The sequence below is a fragment of the Thioalkalivibrio sp. ALJ12 genome, from assembly GCF_000378305.1.
Classification (GTDB): domain Bacteria; phylum Pseudomonadota; class Gammaproteobacteria; order Ectothiorhodospirales; family Ectothiorhodospiraceae; genus Thioalkalivibrio.
In genome coordinates this window covers 122,015-137,075 of sequence record NZ_KB899539.1, presented here as the reverse complement: position 1 = coordinate 137,075, position 15,061 = coordinate 122,015, and the positions used below count along the sequence as shown (strand labels likewise).

The window sequence follows — 15,061 nt, the reverse complement described above, 5'->3', positions numbered from 1 at the left end:
TCGCTACAGGCGGTCCGTTTCGCGCGCCAGGGCCTGCAGTTCGGCGGCGCGGTCCTCGGGCACCTGCTTCCAGGAGAAGCGCCAGCGCCAGTTGCCGTCATCCATGGTGCCGGGTCGGTTCATGCGGGCCCGGTTGTCCAGGCCGAGTGCGTCCTGCATCGGCAGGATGGCCAGCTGTGCTACGGAGCGGTAGGCGGCGCGGATCAACGGCCACGGGATCTCCTCGGCCCCGCCCTCGTTCAGGGTGTTGATCACGTGCTCCTGCATCTCGGGGGCGAGCGATTGAAACCAGCCCAGCGTGGTGTCGTTATCGTGCGTGCCGGTGTAGACGGCGCTGGCCTCGTTGTGGTTGTTCGGCAGGTACGGGTTGTCCTCGCCACCCTCGAAGGCGAACTGCAGGATACGCATACCCGGCAGGTCGAAGTGTTCGCGCAGCGCGGTGACTTCAGGCGTGATCACCCCGAGATCCTCGGCCAGCAGCGGCAGCGTGCCCAGCTCGTCTTCCAGGCGGCGAAAGAACGGCTCGCCCGGGCCCGGCACCCAGCGGCCATTGGTCGCGTCCGGTTCCTCGGCCGGGATCCCCCAGCTCGCCTCGAAGCCACGGAAATGGTCGATGCGGACGGCATCCAGGGTTTCCAATGCCCAGCGCATGCGATCGACCCACCAGCGGTAACCGGTGGCCTCCAGCCGGTCCCAGTGGTACTGGGGGTTGCCCCAGCGCTGCCCGGTCTCGGAGAAGTAGTCCGGAGGAACACCGGCGACGGTGACCGGATGGCCCGTCTCGTCCAGGGCGAACAGGTCGCGATGAGCCCAGACATCGGCCGAGTCGTGCGCCACGAAGATCGGCATATCGCCCAGGATGAGGATATCCAGATCCTTCGCCTGACGACGCAGGTCCTGCCACTGGTCAAAGAACACGAACTGGGCGAAGCGCACCCGCTCCAGCTCGTCGCGCGCCTCGTCCTCGATCCGCTCCATTGCGTCCGGGTCGCGGTCGCGCAGCACCGGGTCCCACTCCCACCAGGGCCGATCCTGCTCGCGTGCGCGGATCACCACGAAGCGGGCGTAGTCGTCCAGCCAGACCGGCCCCTGCTCCTGACAGAACCGCTGATAGGCCTCTCGCCAGACGGCCGGGGTGTCATTCAATCGGGCATGCGCCCGGGCCAGCATGGCCTCCCCGGTGCCGCTGTCCGCCGACAGCCCAACCCGCTCGGCCAGCAACCGGGGATCGATCAGGCGCGCATCACCCGCAAAGGCGGAGATGCACGCGTAGGGCGAGCCATCCTCATGCGGGGGGTGTAGCGGCAGGATCTGCCACAGCGTGAAGCCTGCCCTACGAGCCCAATCGAGAAAGGCGTAGGCCTCGCCGCCGAGCGTCCCGACCGGCTCGCTGCCGGGCAGGGAGGTGGGATGAAGCAGCACGCCCGCCCGCCGGCGCTGCATCAGCGGGTTGGCATGGCCCTCGCCGACCATCAGTCGCCCTGCCCCTTGCGCATCGTGCCGCCCGCGGACGGATCACCCCCGCCGACCGAGAGCACCTCGCCCAGCGATTCGGGGACCGTGAGGTTGGCAAGCTGATAAAGCCGCGCCAGATGTCGACGATAAAGCTGCTCGAAGTCACTGACCGAACCGGCCGGGTTATACGCCCCGAACCACCAGCACCAGTCCGACCCTTCGCAGATGGCCAGTTGCTCGCGCAGTTCCGGTGTATCCAGCGAGGGATCCTCGGCCACGGCCTGGTCTACCGCCTTGCGGGCCGCGATCAGGCTGTCCCAGCCCCGGTTCTTGTCGGGGTCGCCGATCCAGGTGGAGAACGTGCCGTATACCCAGCTGCCCGCGACCAGCCCCGGCAGCTCGCCACGATCGCGATCCTTGCCGCTGCGCCGGCAGACGTCGGCAAAGGTGCAAAGATTCAGTGTGGCATGCTGCGCCAGGCGCTCGTACAGCGCATTGAGGAAGTGATAACCGTTCTCGGGGTAGTACTCCCAGGCGTTCTCGCCATCCAGGATCACCGAGACCACCCCACCCTGGGGCGAAACGGCGGCGATGTTCTCCAGGTGGTGGATGAAGTCCCCCACCGCGTCGTCCGCATGCCAGTCGGCATAGCGAAACCCGATCGCATCGGACAGCCCGTCGTCACGGAAAAACAGTTCGATGTCACTGCCCTGCAGTTGATAGGGGCGGTGCAGCCAGCCTTCCTCTTCGGCGGAGCCGGTGTTGGACTCGGCCGTCTCGCCCGCCGCCGCCAGGCTGTTGGCGAGCACCGTCTGGCCGCTGGCCGTCCAGCACAGCTTGTATTCGTCCAGCAGGCGTATGGTCGCCTCGCTCAGGCTGCCCTCGGAGGGCCAGCACCCGCGCGGGCGGAAGCCAAAATGCTTCTCGAAGACCTCGATCCCCCGATCGATGTGCCAGCGCACCCGGGCCTCCCCATCCGGATAGGCGGGGGCCTTGGGCAGTTCCACCTCCGGCATCGCCTCGCGGGCAGAGGCCAGGTCAATCATCAGCGGCATGATCGGGTGGGCATACGGGGTAAACGACAACTCGACCCGACCACTCTCCGCCAATTCCCGATAGCGCGGCAGGATGCCCTTGACCTCGTCGCGGATCAGCGTCAACAGACGCTGACGCATGGCAGGGTCGAAGTTCGTATCCGCCTTCAGCCAGCCGCGCACCTCGGGATAGGCCCAGCGAATGGTCTCGCCCAGCCAGGCCAGGTGGTAACAGGTAGCCAGATCCTGGAAAAAGCGGTCATCCAGATGCCCCAGCAGCAGCGGCTCCTCCATCGCCTTGCGCGCGATATCGGCGAGGCGCTGGAACAGCGGGAACGGCTCGATCATGCGCGGGGCATGCGCCCGCAGGCATACCCGCAGGATCTCCTCGCGCTGCGCAGAGTCCGTCGGCACCGCATCCATGTGCAACAGGTCGAGCACCGGGTCGCCAACAAGCTGGCGCTCGCGCACGCAAGCGTCCAGGCGCTCGCCATAGTCCGCCAGTTGCTCCAGCAGGATTGGCGCAAAATTGACCACCGCGCGCGCCTTCGGGCAGGCCTCCAGGTGGGCGGCCATGTCCGTGTAGTCCTTCAGCGCATGGAGGTAAGTCCAGGGCAGCGCGTATTCACCCGCGCCGCTCTCGAAGTACTGTGGCTGGTGCATGTGCCAGCACAGCACCACATCGAGTTTGGGTGGGATCGGCACCAGTGCAGTACTAGCGCACATGATGCGTGGCCTGTCCGAGCATCTCGGGGGTTACCACCCGTACACCTTCGGGCGATATGTAGTAGTCGCGGGCATCCGCCTCGTCGTCCACACCAATCTGGGTCCCGTCGGGCACCCTGCAACCCTTGTCGATCACCGCCTTCTGGATTACGCAGTCCTCGCCCACCTTCACGCTGGGCAGGATCACCGAGTCTTCCACCGTCGAACCGGCGTTCACCTGCACGTTGGAGAACAGCAGCGAGTGGCGGATCGTGCTGCCCGAGATGATGCAGCCCCCCGACACCATGGAGTCGATCGCCATGCCGCGGCGATCGTCGTCGTCAAACACGAACTTCGCCGGCGGCAGCTGCTCCTGATACGTCCAGATCGGCCAGTCGGAGTCGTACAGATTCAGTTCGGGGGTCACCCCGATCAGTTCCAGGTTCGCCTGCCAGTAGGAGTCGATCGTGCCGACATCACGCCAGTAGCCCTGGCGCACGCCCTGCTCGTCGCGGAACGGGTAGGCCATCACCTGATAGCGATCGATGATGCCGGGGATGATGTCCTTGCCGAAATCGTGCGTGGAGAAGGTGTCATCCGCGTCCTTGATCAGCTGCTCGAACAGGAACTGCGTGTTGATCACGTAGATCCCCATCGAGGCCAGCGAATGGGTGCTCTTGCCCGGGATGCTCGCCGGGTCATCCGGCTTCTCCGCAAACGAGGTAATGCGGCTCGCGGCATCGACGCCCATCACCCCGAAGGCCTTGGCGCGTTCACGCTCCACCTCCAGGCAGCCCACCGTCATGTCCGCCCCGCTCTCCACGTGGAAGGCGATCATCTGGCCGTAGTCCATCTTGTAGATGTGGTCCCCGGCCAGGATCAGCACGTAACTTGGCGCGTGCTGACGGATAATGTCGATGTTCTGGTACACCGCGTCCGCCGTACCCTGGTACCAGGACGTCTCGATGCGCTGCTGCGCCGGCAACAGCTCGATAAACTCGCCGAACTCCCCGCGCAGGAAGCTCCAGCCGCGCTGGATATGCTGGATCAGCGAATGCGCCTTGTACTGCGTCAGCACCGCCACCTGACGGATGCCCGAGTTGATACAGTTGGACAGTGGAAAGTCGATGATGCGGAACTTGCCGCCGAACGGTACGGCCGGCTTGGCCCGCCAGAGCGTCAGCTGCTTCAGCCGCGATCCGCGCCCACCGGCGAGGATCAGAGCCAGGGTCTCGCGGGTCAGACGACTAACAAAACGTTGCGGTTGCGGATTCATGCACCCATCCTTGCCATTAAACCTCTCCGGGGCTGTGACCCCGATCAAACACCGAGCGTGATTCGAGTATGACAACAGCCTCCAGCAAATGCATCACACCCGTTGCCGAAACCCTCGCGCGTTTGCCGGAGGCGCGCCTCCATGATCCACACAGCGTCCTGGGCCTTCATGCGCTGGATCAAGAGACTGCCTGCTACCGTGGCTGGCTGCCGCACGCCAGCGAGGCCTCGATCACACTTTCGGGCGGATCCGACGAACCGCTCACACCCAGTACCAAAATCCCGGGGCTCTTCACCTGGCAGGGCAAGCTGAATGCCCTCCCCGCGCACCCCGAACTCCGCTGGAAGCCCGAGGGTGGCACGCAGACATTACAAACCGTTGACCCGTGGAGCTTCACCCCGGACATCCCCGAGTTCGACCGCCACCTGTTCGCCGAAGGCCGGCACTGGCACGCCCACCGCATGCTCGGCGCCCACCCGGAGACCCGCGACGGGATCGACGGCGTGCGCTTCGCCGTATGGGCCCCGAACGCCGAGCGCGCCTCCGTCGTCGGCGACTTCAACCGCTGGGATGGCCGTTGCCACCCGATGACCGTGCACCCGGGCAGCGGCATCTGGGAGCTGTTCATCCCGGGGCTGGACCGCGACACCCTGTACAAATTCGAGATCCGCAACCGCGACCACGGCACCATCCACGTCCGCACCGACCCCTACGCCCGCGCCTACCAGCTGCGCCCGGAGACGGCCGCGCGCATCCAGCCGCAGAGCGACTACACCTGGGGCGATGACGACTGGCTGCAGAACCGAGATCCCGAGGGCTGGAAGCACCGCCCGATGAGCATCTACGAAGTGCATCTCGGCTCCTGGCAGCGCAGCCCCGAGGGCCAGTGGCCCAACTACCGCGAGCTGGCGGAGCGCCTCGTGCCTTATGCCCGCGACATGGGTTTCACCCATCTCGAGTTGCTGCCGATCACCGAACACCCGTTCGACGGCTCCTGGGGCTACCAGAGCACCGGCTTCTTCGCCCCCACCTCGCGCTTCGGCGACCCGGACGATTTCCGCTACTTCGTCGACCAGGCGCACCAGGCCGGGCTCGGCGTACTGCTCGACTGGGTGCCCGGCCACTTCCCGCGCGACGAATTCGCCCTCGCCCGCTTCGACGGCACCGCACTGTACGAACACGAAGACCCGCGCATCGGCGAGCACCGCGGCTGGGGCACGCTGATCTTCAACTATTCCCGCCCCGAGGTGCGCAACTTCCTGCTCTCCAGCGCGCTGTGCTGGGTCGAGGACTTCCACCTCGACGGCCTGCGCGTCGACGCCGTCGCCTCCATGCTCTATCGCGACTACGACCGCGAACCGCACGACTGGCTGCCCAACATCCACGGCGGCAACGAAAACCTGGAGGCGATCGACTTCCTGCGCCACCTGAACGAGACCGTGCAGACCGCGCACCCGGGCGTGGTGATGATCGCCGAGGAATCCACCGCGTGGCCCGGCGTCAGCCGCCCGCCGTCCATGGGCGGACTCGGTTTCACCATGAAATGGAACATGGGCTGGATGCACGACACCCTGACCTACTTCGGCATGGACCCGATCTACCGCCACTACCACCACAACCAGCTCAGCTTCGGCCAGATCTACGCCTACAGCGAGAACTTCGTCTTGCCCTTCTCCCACGACGAAGTCGTGCACGGCAAGCGCAGCCTGCGCGGCCGCATGCCCGGCAACGAATGGGAACAGCACGCCAACCTGCGCCTGCTCTATGCCTGGCAGTGGCTCTACCCCGGCAAGAAGCTCCTGTTCATGGGCCAGGAATTCGGCCAGGGCCCGGAGTGGTCCGAGGATGGCGAACTGGACTGGTACGTCCTGCAATACCCGCTGCACCAGGGCCTGCAGCAGCTCGTGCGCGACCTTAACCAGGTCTACCGCGACCACGCCGCCCTGCACGGCCGCGAATTCGAACCCGACGGCTTCTCCTGGCTGGACTGCGACGACGCCTCGCACTCCACCCTCAGCTTCCTGCGCCGCGACATCCACGGCCGCGAATGCGTCGTCGTGCTCAACCTCACCCCCATCGAACGCGGCGCTCACCCCGTCCCGGCCCCGCACCCCGGTCCCTGGCGCGTTGCCCTCAACACCGACGCCCAGGCCTACGGCGGCGAATCGCGCGGCCCCGCCCACGCCCACGCCGAACCCATCGAGCGCAACGGCCACCCCGCCACGCTCTACCTCCACCTGCCCCCGCTGACCGCGCTCCTTCTGGAACCTGCCGGCTGATCGCACGCTGCTACCGGACAGACCCAAATCGGCCAGAGGGCTGGCCTCCTACACCAACCACACCCGCCCCTTGTAGGAGCGCAGCCCCCTGCGCGATGCGGCATTAGACATAACCCCCATCAGCCAGAAGACCACCCATCCACATGCCAACACCCGCCCCTGTAGGAGCCGAGCCCCCTCGGCGATACCCACGCCCGAATACCGCACCAAACCCGCCCCACAAAAAAGGGCCCATCCCAACAGGAAAGGCCCTCTTCACACTCGACCAAGAAAACACAAACCGCTAACCACGCCCCTCAACCAGCGCCTGCGTCTCGCCATCCAGCGCACCCCAGTGGCTGCGCAGCCGCTCCGCCAAATCCGCCGGCTCCAGCAAGATCACCGGCATCGCCAGCTCCGCCGCCTGCTCACGCGCCTCCGGCGCAAACCCGGCCAGGCTCACATACATCCCGCGATCGCTACCCTCGCGTCCCGAGACAAAGGCCTCCAGCTCCGGCGGCTCCACCTCGCTGTCGCGATCACGCGCCACCCCCACAATCAAGCGCGGCGCATCGTCGCCACCGCGCGCCGGGGCCACCACATACTCCTGCCACACATCGCGACCATCCGCCGGCGCATCCACCAGCACATACCCCATCCCGCGCAACAAGCCTTCAACCACACGCCCAATACTCGCGGTCCCCAACCCCGCCAAACGCTCGGCCCACTCGTCCATCACAGCCCCTCCAATTCACAATCCCCCGCACGCTAATCCAAACCCCATCACAAAACCACCCACCCCTGTAGGAGGCCAGCCCTCTGGCCGATGGGGCATTGAGCTGGCGTGGGTGATCGGCCAGAGGGCTGGCCTCCTACACCGAATACCCGTTGTAGAGGCGGGGCCCGCACGCGATCACCCCCACCAGCCCCACCCCAACCCGATCGAACTCGACACACGCCCCAACAGGTGTACACTGTACCCCAAGGACCGCAGACATAAGGACATGTCTTCACGTGCCCGATACCATTGAATTTATTGAAACGCCAACATTCACCCGGCAATTTCAGGCAATCGCCAGCGATGATGAGCTGAAGGAACTACAGCGCATCCTGATCGCCCAACCCGACAAAGGCGACCTGATCCAGGGAACGGGAGGATTACGCAAGATTCGCATTGGGCTGGGGCGGCAAGGAAAGCGTAGCGGCGGCCGTGTCATCTACTTTCTCGCGAACACAGAGACGATCTACCTGATCCTAGCCTACCCCAAGAATGTGAAAGACGACCTCACCGCCACCGAGAAGGCTGCGCTCAAGAAACTCACCGCCCAACTAAAAGAGGAAGTTCTCGAATGAACATCTACGACGAGCTCCAGACATCACTGCAAGAAGCGGTCGACATCAAACAGGGCAGGAAAGCAGCCAGCCGTATCACCCGACACGAAGTGGCGGACGTGAAGGCCATTCGCGCCCAATTGCACGTTTCGCAAGCCGAGCTCGCCAAGGCCATGGGAACCAGCGTCGACACCATCAAGAGCTGGGAAGCCAAACGACGAAACCCCACCGGACTCGCCGCCAAGGTCCTGGCCACCATCCGCGACAACCCCAGCTTCTTCAACGAACTCGCCGCCCATTAACCCCAACACCACAACACCAATGCCCCCCGTGTAGGAGGCCAGCCCCCTGGCCGATTGGATGTTGGACAGGCCCCATCGGCCAGAGGGCTGGCCTCCTACACCAAATCACACCCCCTGTGGGAGCGGGCTCGCCCGCGAAGCCCCCGCCAAAGCCGGAAAAACCACCAACCTACCCAACCAACGACACCACCGCCCGCCTTAACCCCTCATCCACACTTACCGGAGGCTCCCACCCAAGCGTCTCCCGCGTATGCGAAATATCCACCTGCAGCGAATCCAGCAACCGCCGCGCCATCTCCCCGCGCCCCACCGCACGCGCCCCGGCACGCAACAGCACCGGCGGCACCAGCAGCAGCCGCGCGCGCCGATCCATCGCCGCCGCCACCCGGCGCAGCAGATCGGTGGTGGAAAGATCCTCCCCATCCCCCGCCAGAAACACCCGATTCGCCGCCGCCGGATGCTCCAGGCACGTCACCAGCAGATCCACCAGGTTATCCAGACCCACCATCGAACGCCGATTGTCCACCGCCCCCAGCGGCAGTGGCACACCACGCGCCACCCACTGCATCATCCTTGCGAAATTCCCGCCCACACCCGGGCCGTACACCAGCGGCGGCCGCACCGCCACGATCTCCATCCCCGTCTCGCGCCCCAGCGCAAACAGCGCCGCCTCGGCCTCCGCCTTGGAGACGCCGTACGGATCCACCGGCGCCGGCGCATCCGCCACGGAAAACACACTGCCCGGCGCAGTCTGCTCCCCATTCACCTTGATGGAGCTGACAAACACAAACCGCCGCACACCCGCCTGCGCCGCCTGCCGCGCCAGCGCCAGCGTGCCCTCCACATTGGCGCGTCGATACTCCGCCAGCGGATCGGCGGCGTCCTCGTCCATCACATGCACGCGGGCCGCCGCATGCACCACGGCCTCTACATCCTGCAGCGCGCCGCTCCAGTCCGCTTCCGGGCCAAGCGACGGCGTTACCGCCAGCTCCGCACCCGCCGGCACCGAGACACCGCGCCGACACGCTGCGACCGGCACCCGACGGCCATCCACCGCCAGCCGCTCAATCACGGCGCCGCCCACGAAGCCTGTCGCTCCGGTTACCAGAACCCGACCTACCATCACTCCGTATCCCGTCCTTGCGAGGGCCCGCAAGGCCTGCGGCAATCGCCAGCCGAAGCCCCATCAACCGAATGTAACCACCCTAGCCGGCGCGCCAACCCTGGCATCCGATGTCGCACCACCGCTCGACCAGTCTGATGGGTAAAACACCATGCACTTCGCGCCAGAGAAAGCGCCTCAACTTCCCGATACATGCGCCATGTGTACAACGATGTAGAAGCCTTGTTAGCCGAAATCGACCCAGACCGTACTCGATAGATGCCCAACACTTCGTTAAGGCCCATCGCCGTCTCGCCGTCACGCAACAAATCCAGCCACAGAGCATAATCCTGCCGCCGTCGAATCAACGGCATATACCGCTTTCCAAACACGTTCGTGTCATACATCGCCGTCAAACACCCGACGTAACAAGTCTTCAGAAGTTCTCCGTAGCGCAACCGGTCAGGCACCCCCACTGGCGAGAGATGCCGTCCTTTCTCATCAACGCGCTCATAAGCCCCGTACGAGAATGCCGCCTCCTTCTCGCGCATGAACGCCAGCTGCCGATCCAACTTGTGAGGCAACCACAAATCATCCCCATCCAGAAACGCGATGTACCGACCACGCGCGGCCGCAATAGCCGTATTACGAGCTACAGCTGCTCCTCCATTTCGCTCAAGCCGAAACAGCCGTATCCGCTCGTCCTCGGCCGCCAGCGCTTCCACGACCTCAGCCGAATCGTCCTCAGAAGCGTCGTCCACAACAAGAAGCTCCCAATCACCCCACGTCTGCGCCTGGACAGAGGCAATCGTTTCTCGAATAAACGCCGCCCCGTTGTGCACAGGCGTCACAACCGACACCAACGGCGTCATGCGAATACCGCCGCTAGAACGGAAATCCGCCGAGCCATGTCGTACGAACGCACGCCACCCGCCAGGCAGAGGGTGCTCCAATACGCATGCAGATAGGTGATTCGCATTCGTGGGTCTGTTCCATTCACTGTTGGCACGCCGCACCGCCGCACGGCCTGCGCCCGGCTTTAACTCGGGTGTCGCGCGACCTATGTACTCCGGCCCGGTCGCCCCCATGGCGGCACCATTGTCGCCCGGAAGTCTCCAATTTCCAGGGATCTTGGCGGCGATGTCCACCTGCGTCGTCGGTGCCAGCCGACAATGCACCAATTCGGCTCATGCCGCTTAGTTACGCCCCATAGGACCCCGATGCCTTCTAGGCCCACTTGCGCCGGTCCACGTCGCAACCTCAACTGCAGCCAGCCCACCAGTCTTTGGTCAAGGCCATCAGTGTTCATCGCTCCAACACGGCGATACATCACGCCTCAGGCTTGCGGGCTCAGGGGACGCAGCGCGGCGGTCCCTCCCGCGTTCACTTGATACCTGCGCCGCATTTCCGGTTCGCCAATACCGATTCCCAAGTCTCTATCCGCTGCTTCGTTGTTTTCTCAAGATCGAACCACTCTTTGATATGGCGGCGACCACAACCTCCCATCCGAGCCAAGACAGCCTCGTCGCCGAGAATTTCCCTTAGCCGGACCGCAGCCGTATCGACATCTCCCGGCTCCACGATAAACCCGGTATAGCCCGGCCGCACCAACTCTTCGATACCAGGCGTTCGTGTCACGACGCAGGCGCACCGACGGACCATTGCTTCTTTAACTACGTTCGGTAGTCTTTCCCCCGGGTACTGCGACATACTTAACAGCACCCCAGCCACCTCCATGCGCCAAAGCGCCTCATGGTGTGGAACGTGTCCAAAAAATTGCACTCGCTCCGAAAGCCCGGCTCTCTCTACCCACGATTCCAACGTTGCTCTTTCCGGTCCATCCCCAAGCACCTCCAAGCGCAATCCCGGATATCCCCGTGCTATCTTGGCAAATACTTTTAATGCATCAATGGTTTTCTTGGGAGCGATTAACCGTTCAGCAACCAAGATTAGAGCCTCCTTCCCTACAGGACCTGGGTCCGGCGGGACAGCCACGCCTCGATACACGACATGGACATCGTCGCCCCCGACCCCACACACTCGCGCAACCCATCCACGATTGGCCTCGGCCTGCGTAACGATCGATCCCGCTTTTGACACCACCCTTGAAAGTGGATATTCCCGGATCAAATCGTACGCCCCTAACGATATGCTGACACTCGTACCCAACCGCATCTCACGAATCGCGAGGGCAACTAAACTCGGATAATGCCCCCAAAACAGGTGCACCACATCCACGCCTTCAACATCCGCCTCCTCCGCTATCCCGAACGCCCTGGGCAGCAATGCAAGAGAAATCACCATTTCTTTCGGCGAGCGCCAAGTCCCCAACAGACACTTGCCAATCACCTTAAGCGCAGACGCGGGCTTCCGCACCATTACAGCCAAACCCCTACCAAATGCCGCCACACCTGAGTACGTGACGCTCAGATCCGCCAAACCCCTCTCTGCCAGCAGGCCGTTCGAGTTCCGCGGTTTTCGCCTCATACATCCGACAGAGATCCCAATCCCAGCATCACGCAAGGCCTCAATCTCTGCAGCACCGAACGCCTCGGACGGCGCCGGGAATTGCATAAAAACGTAGCGAACTTCCATCACTAACGCTCGGCCACTGAAGTGTTAACCACGGCTCTCCCTTCGGATCTATCCTTATCGGAGCCGATTGCTCGCATCAAAACCTCATGCCACGCAGTGCCCGAAGCCCATTAATCCACCGAGCGGGGAAAAGGGAAACCACATTCCAAACGATCTTGTACAGACGCCCTCCGCCTTCAACCCATCGACCAATTAGCATTCCACGATACAGGCCCAAACGGACACCCTCCAGCCACGCATCTTTTATCATCTTATTTGCATACCGACGCACCCAATAGCACTCCTTCTCCGACATCTTGGGACAAAGCTCTTCGACCATGTCTCTCGGAAGGTCTAGTGAAGCCACGCACATACGGGAAACCGTTGATGAATCCCTATCAGAAACGCAAGTCTGCGTCCGAATTCGGCGTAACGGGCCACAATTCGCAACAAGTTTGACCCACGCATACAAATCTCCGGATCGCTCCGTACGCTGCTCTGGAAACAACTGGGAATCCAACACGCATGAGCGATGAATGAACACCGCAGACGTTTTCATGGGGTTTCTTTTCCTAAACGCCGCCGCTAGAAATGCGCCTACCTCTATGGTCTCCACATCCGTCTTCATCGCCTGTGAAAACGGATCGATCGTCGGTGCCTCACCGTCGCGAACACGCGTCACGCCAGACGCCACCACGCGCACAGGAGTGTCAGCTTCGGCAGCTTCCAATAGCGACGCCAGGTGATTTTCGTCCCAATAATCGTCGGCGTCTAAGAATGCGACCCATTCACCGGAAGCCAACCTTAACCCCAGATTCCGCGCTGCGTAGCCGCCTGGCCCGGGCGATGTTCGACCAACCAAACGAACGCGCGGATCGGGGATTCTTTTTAAACGCGCAGCGCTGTCGTCAGAAGAACAATCATCAATCACTATTATTTCCATTGGAGAAACGCTTTGCGCCAGTGCTGAACGAACCGCCCTCTCAATCGTCATTGCCTTATTATAAAGCGGTATCACGACAGAAATGCCCGACATTAACCTTCCTATTTTCCGCAGTTAGTTCATAGGTCTGGATGTTTCCACAATCCAACGGCACATCGAGAAATGGGGATAGATTTATTTTCTCACGTCCAGCGCGATGACGGGCGGCCCTAGCGGCGAGGCTCGATTCGCACGCCGATGATCTGCTCCACTTTGTCCACGAAACGCTGGTTCCCAGTGAGATGGCCGCGCTGCAGGGCCTCACGCAACAGCGTCGGCTCCTGCTGAGGTACGCCCAGCTCAACGAAACGGGCGTAGCATTCACGACGTTCGGTCCCTTCGTCCGCCAGGTAGAGATACGCCGGGTCGAAGTCGATCAAGCACTCCGTCTCCCCCATCCGCTGGAGGTAGCTAGACCAAGGGTACTCGCCGGCGGCCGCCACCATACGCGCGCGCACCAGATTCAACTCGACGTACTGCGTGCAGGCCAGCAGACAGGTCTCCGTCTGCACCGGGCTCGACTTGTAACGCCCCTCCTATAACGTGCCCGAGCGCCCCTCCAGCAGAGTGCGACACCGCGAGGCACACGCCGCCAGCGCCTTCATCAGTCGCCCCATCGGCGCGACCTCCTCGCCCGGCCCCAGCAGCAGATGCACATGGTTGGTCATCAGACAATACGCGTACACCCGAATCTCCAGCGCACTGCTCAGCTCGCACAGGCCCTCCATGTACCACCCATAATCCTCGACCCCGACAAACACCACCTGCCGGTTGTGCCCGCGTTGCACCACATGGTGCAGCATACGCGGCAATACCGCTCGCGCCATCCTTGGCATAGCGCCTCCGCGAATCATCTCAAATGCTCCATGCGTCCAAACTCACTCTGCGGCAGATTCTGCGCTTCCGGTCTCCCCTGGTATTACATCCGTCCGCTGTAAATCGCCGACAACTTGGCCCCAATCAAGGACCAGTCGAAGTATTTGGCCCGCTCTGCCGCTTGCCGGGCCATGTCATCCAGTTGACTACATTGCGCAGCTTCGGCGATCGCGTACTCCAATGCATTTGGCTCGTTGGGGTCATAGAGAAAGGCGGCCCGACCATCAATGTACTCAGGAATGAGTCCAGCGCGGGGGGCGACCACCGGCCGCCCAGCGGTCATCGCCATCAAAAGGCTTCCGGATGTGAAGATATCTCGGTACGGCAGCACGACGACATCGCTCCAGCCAAGCAGCTCCTGTAGTCGCCCATCCGGAACGAAACAAAGCTCCGTAGTCACACGCTCAGCGTCTCGAGCGGCATAATCCTCGATGGCCTGCTGAAGCTCACCCGAGCTGGCCTTCCCAGCAATATGCAGTTCGTGCGGCCCAGGCGTCTGGCGGAAAGCGACGAGCAGATCCTCTACGCCCTTATACGGCCGGATCATGCCAAAGAATAGGAAGCGCACCCCTTCCGCGGGCGCACGTGGGGGCTGCGGACAAACTACGCCTGCGTAGTTCCCATGGTGAACAACGTAGATCTTCTCCTTGTTAACGCCAAGCTGAGCCACAGCTACATCAATGGCACTTTCGCCATGAACGAGGATAGCATGCGCTTCTCGGGCAACAAGCTTCGCGTTCCAGCGGTCGAGCCAGCCACGCTTACGCTCGTGGTTGATCAAGTTGTGAACCGTCCATACAATGCGTTTCCCGCGCAAACGCGCAATTAAAATCGCAATGTGAAACACGCTTAACCTAGCCAATGCCCCCCAAGGTTTGTCAAACGTCACCGCGCCATGGATCCAGTGCAGATGAACGACCTTGGCGCACCCGGAGCGGGCTTCGGCAATCAACCCACGGAGTCCGTTATCGATCCCGGTGGCGCTGAAGCCATGAACCGCGAGGCCCGCAAACATCAGGCGCTGATACGGATTCAAGGTGGAGAAGGGGTAGTGTGAAGCTTGCGACATGGCGTTTTATACCCTCAAATGCTCATTGGATTCGCGGACAATGCTTAACGCACCAAGAAAGGGAGGAGGGGGGGGGATGTTTCGTTACAGATCATT

12 protein-coding genes and 1 pseudogene are annotated in these 15,061 nt (G+C 62.8%); 3 read left to right on the top strand and 10 right to left on the bottom strand.

The genetic code is table 11. The annotated features are described in order from the left end of the window. Positions 1 to 3: 3 nt before the first annotated feature. Genes malQ through glgC form a run of 3 tightly spaced genes read right to left on the bottom strand, consistent with a single transcriptional unit; the run spans position 4 to position 4,470 of the window. Positions 4 to 1,473, bottom strand: a complete 1,470-nt coding sequence (gene malQ / locus F467_RS0108015) for a 4-alpha-glucanotransferase (protein WP_018139592.1) — start codon at positions 1,471 to 1,473, stop codon at positions 4 to 6. Beyond that, a complete protein-coding gene (locus F467_RS0108010; RefSeq protein ID WP_019592748.1) occupies positions 1,473 to 3,152 on the bottom strand; it encodes a glycoside hydrolase family 57 protein in 1,680 nt (559 codons plus the stop codon). The genes malQ and F467_RS0108010 overlap by 1 nt, the downstream gene beginning before the upstream one ends. Positions 3,153 to 3,204: 52 nt before the next feature. After that, positions 3,205 to 4,470 carry a glucose-1-phosphate adenylyltransferase gene (glgC, locus tag F467_RS0108005; RefSeq protein WP_018139590.1) on the bottom strand — a complete coding sequence of 422 codons (1,266 nt, stop codon included), beginning with the start codon at positions 4,468 to 4,470 and terminating at the stop codon, positions 3,205 to 3,207. Between the two features lie 68 nt (positions 4,471 to 4,538). Between glgC and glgB the strand changes: the two genes are divergently transcribed. Next, positions 4,539 to 6,749: a 1,4-alpha-glucan branching protein GlgB gene (glgB, locus tag F467_RS0108000; RefSeq protein ID WP_018875301.1), complete on the top strand. Its 2,211-nt coding sequence runs from the start codon at positions 4,539 to 4,541 to the stop codon at positions 6,747 to 6,749. A gap of 283 nt (positions 6,750 to 7,032) precedes the next feature. Here the strand turns inward: glgB and F467_RS0107995 are convergent, their stop codons facing one another. Beyond that, complete coding sequence (locus F467_RS0107995; RefSeq protein WP_018139588.1) at positions 7,033 to 7,464, bottom strand: restriction endonuclease; 432 nt, start codon at positions 7,462 to 7,464, stop codon at positions 7,033 to 7,035. A 278-nt stretch (positions 7,465 to 7,742) separates the two neighbouring features. Between F467_RS0107995 and F467_RS0107990 the strand changes: the two genes are divergently transcribed. Continuing rightward, positions 7,743 to 8,081 carry a type II toxin-antitoxin system RelE/ParE family toxin gene (locus tag F467_RS0107990; RefSeq protein ID WP_018139587.1) on the top strand — a complete coding sequence of 113 codons (339 nt, stop codon included), beginning with the start codon at positions 7,743 to 7,745 and terminating at the stop codon, positions 8,079 to 8,081. Further along, entirely contained in the window at positions 8,078 to 8,362 is a 285-nt protein-coding gene (nadS, locus tag F467_RS0107985) for a NadS family protein (RefSeq protein ID WP_018139586.1), read from the top strand. Before F467_RS0107990 ends, nadS begins: the two co-directional genes overlap by 4 nt. Before the next feature lie 169 nt (positions 8,363 to 8,531). On the opposite strand, the gene F467_RS0107980 is transcribed toward nadS, so the two are convergent. The 6 genes and pseudogenes from F467_RS0107980 to F467_RS0107955 all read right to left on the bottom strand — a co-directional run bounded on the left by F467_RS0107980 (position 8,532) and on the right by F467_RS0107955 (position 14,965). Further along, positions 8,532 to 9,485: an NAD-dependent epimerase/dehydratase family protein gene (locus F467_RS0107980; RefSeq protein ID WP_081601231.1), complete on the bottom strand. Its 954-nt coding sequence runs from the start codon at positions 9,483 to 9,485 to the stop codon at positions 8,532 to 8,534. Continuing rightward, the gene (locus F467_RS0107975) at positions 9,485 to 10,336 is read right to left on the bottom strand and encodes a glycosyltransferase family 2 protein (protein WP_018139584.1); all 852 of its coding nucleotides are present in this window, start codon (positions 10,334 to 10,336) and stop codon (positions 9,485 to 9,487) included. Before F467_RS0107975 ends, F467_RS0107980 begins: the two co-directional genes overlap by 1 nt. 511 nt (positions 10,337 to 10,847) lie before the next feature. Further along, a complete protein-coding gene (locus F467_RS13495; protein WP_081601230.1) occupies positions 10,848 to 12,059 on the bottom strand; it encodes a glycosyltransferase family 4 protein in 1,212 nt (403 codons plus the stop codon). A 76-nt stretch (positions 12,060 to 12,135) separates the two neighbouring features. Next, positions 12,136 to 13,074 (bottom strand): glycosyltransferase family A protein, encoded by a 939-nt coding sequence (locus F467_RS13490; RefSeq protein ID WP_081601229.1) that lies wholly within the window; start codon positions 13,072 to 13,074, stop codon positions 12,136 to 12,138. 116 nt (positions 13,075 to 13,190) lie between these two features. Further along, positions 13,191 to 13,856 (bottom strand): annotated as a pseudogene (locus F467_RS13815) (transposase). Between the two features lie 83 nt (positions 13,857 to 13,939). Beyond that, complete coding sequence (locus F467_RS0107955; RefSeq protein WP_018139581.1) at positions 13,940 to 14,965, bottom strand: glycosyltransferase family 4 protein; 1,026 nt, start codon at positions 14,963 to 14,965, stop codon at positions 13,940 to 13,942. Positions 14,966 to 15,061 lie beyond the last annotated feature (96 nt).

Excerpts from the sequence above, each read along its gene's own strand:
- malQ (WP_018139592.1), bottom strand. The coding sequence starts at position 1,473 with ATGGTCGGCGAGGGCCATGCCAACCCGCTGATGCAGCGCCGGCGGGCG.
- F467_RS0108010 (WP_019592748.1), bottom strand. The coding sequence starts at position 3,152 with ATGCACCAGCCACAGTACTTCGAGAGCGGCGCGGGTGAATACGCGCTG.
- glgC (WP_018139590.1), bottom strand. The coding sequence starts at position 4,470 with ATGAATCCGCAACCGCAACGTTTTGTTAGTCGTCTGACCCGCGAGACC.
- glgB (WP_018875301.1), top strand. The coding sequence starts at position 4,539 with ATGACAACAGCCTCCAGCAAATGCATCACACCCGTTGCCGAAACCCTC.
- F467_RS0107995 (WP_018139588.1), bottom strand. The coding sequence starts at position 7,464 with ATGGACGAGTGGGCCGAGCGTTTGGCGGGGTTGGGGACCGCGAGTATT.
- nadS (WP_018139586.1), top strand. The coding sequence starts at position 8,078 with ATGAACATCTACGACGAGCTCCAGACATCACTGCAAGAAGCGGTCGAC.
- F467_RS0107980 (WP_081601231.1), bottom strand. The coding sequence starts at position 9,485 with ATGGTAGGTCGGGTTCTGGTAACCGGAGCGACAGGCTTCGTGGGCGGC.
- F467_RS0107975 (WP_018139584.1), bottom strand. The coding sequence starts at position 10,336 with ATGACGCCGTTGGTGTCGGTTGTGACGCCTGTGCACAACGGGGCGGCG.
- F467_RS13495 (WP_081601230.1), bottom strand. The coding sequence starts at position 12,059 with ATGGAAGTTCGCTACGTTTTTATGCAATTCCCGGCGCCGTCCGAGGCG.
- F467_RS13490 (WP_081601229.1), bottom strand. The coding sequence starts at position 13,074 with ATGTCGGGCATTTCTGTCGTGATACCGCTTTATAATAAGGCAATGACG.
- F467_RS0107955 (WP_018139581.1), bottom strand. The coding sequence starts at position 14,965 with ATGTCGCAAGCTTCACACTACCCCTTCTCCACCTTGAATCCGTATCAG.